At 32.6% G+C, this 1,357-nt stretch carries 2 protein-coding genes and 1 pseudogene; 1 reads left to right on the top strand and 2 read right to left on the bottom strand.

What is annotated here, in order from left to right; genetic code table 11:
• Nucleotides 1–135 precede the first annotated feature (135 nt).
• Together F0000_RS27345 and F0000_RS28745 are read right to left on the bottom strand one after the other, a co-directional pair.
• Nucleotides 136–630, bottom strand: coding sequence for a hypothetical protein (locus F0000_RS27345; RefSeq protein ID WP_149627856.1), 495 nt, complete (start codon nt 628–630; stop codon nt 136–138).
• A gap of 136 nt (nt 631–766) precedes the next feature.
• Nucleotides 767–907: pseudogene (locus F0000_RS28745) on the bottom strand (integrase core domain-containing protein); the annotation flags it as partial.
• An 80-nt stretch (nt 908–987) separates the two neighbouring features.
• On the opposite strand from F0000_RS28745, the gene F0000_RS27335 reads away from it, so the two are divergent.
• Nucleotides 988–1,357 (top strand): transposase (locus tag F0000_RS27335; protein WP_188112323.1); only part of this gene is annotated, 370 nt, incomplete at its 3' end.

Raw genomic sequence — 1,357 nt, 5'->3', positions numbered from 1 at the left:
TTTGAGTAAACAACAAGTGGATTCAATCCCCATAGAAGGTTAAAAAAAGAAAAAAAAACGCATAGTACAACAGCGGATTAAATCAAATTGCGCCTTTGGCTTAAATGATTTAATCCTATAATGTTATTCATAATTTTACGTTTTACAGAGGTGATGTTCTGGATCTACCTGATCTAGTAATTCCAGAAGTAATAAGCGATTGGTTTTGGAATTTCTGTCTTTGACCTTATTGTCTTTTAGAAACTCCCGGATTACATACTTTAGATAAGTGTCTTTAAAAGTTTCTTCTATGTTCTTTTTATTTAAAAAATGTACGGTAGGTTCATTATAAACGGCATAGTATAAAAATCCCATAGCACTAAAACAGGGATATATGGATTTGAACTTATACACTTTTATAAAATGACAATAGTCTATCAAATAGCAATACCCGCTCTTACCTATGGGAACTACGGCATTTTTTATAAATGACTGCTCTTCTTTATTTTTGATGTCCTTATACTGGATAGGGGATTGCTGATCTTTGAGCAGTATTTCGATCTTATGCAGGATGTCAAAGGCTTCAATCTTTGGAATGCCATCAAATTGTTTCAATACTTTTTGTAAAATCTCATCCTCGTGGGCTAGCATATCCGTATTAGGTTTTATTTTGATGGTGTTTATAAAAGATATTCGGGCACTCTTAGTGAATGGGGTACTGCTTTAACTATATGAAAATGATGACATAAAAGTACCTGGACTGCCTAATAATTTTCGGACAAAATTTTTAAGCCACTTTTTTGTTTTTAATATTTAGATATTCTTGTTCTACTTCTAGAGGAGTTTTATACCCTAAAGCAGAATGTATTCTTTTAGTATTATACCATTTTATATATTGATCAATTATATAATAAGCTTCTAAAAATGATTTAAACTTATATGACTATCGGATTCCTTGCATAACCGGTAATTTATTTGTATCTTATTGTTTTAAAGATGGTTAATGTTATGAAGATTCAAGAATTTTTTAAAAAATTTCCGGACGAAGCTAGTTGTAAGACTCATTTTAAAGCAGAAAGAGATAAACAGGGTGTTGTTTGTAAACGATGCCAGGGAGAACAACACTACTGGCTTTCTACTAGAGATCAATATCAATGTAAGTATAGAACTACCTTGCGTAGCGGCACCTTATTACACGGTACACAATTACCTTATTACTATTGGTATTTTGCGATACTTATGCTTACCAGTACCAAGAAGAGTTTTTCTGTCTTAGAGGTGCAACGGCAATTAGGACATCGCTATTATGAGCCGATCTGGTATATGCTCCATAAGATACGATATGCTATGGGAGAAAGAGACAACAATTACCAACTAC

Origin of the sequence: Aquimarina sp. RZ0 (genome assembly GCF_008370685.1) — a bacterium.
Classification (GTDB): Bacteria; Bacteroidota; Bacteroidia; order Flavobacteriales; family Flavobacteriaceae; genus Aquimarina.
The sequence above is the reverse complement of the archived record's forward strand: the minus strand, read 5'-3'. Positions and strand labels throughout refer to the sequence as shown.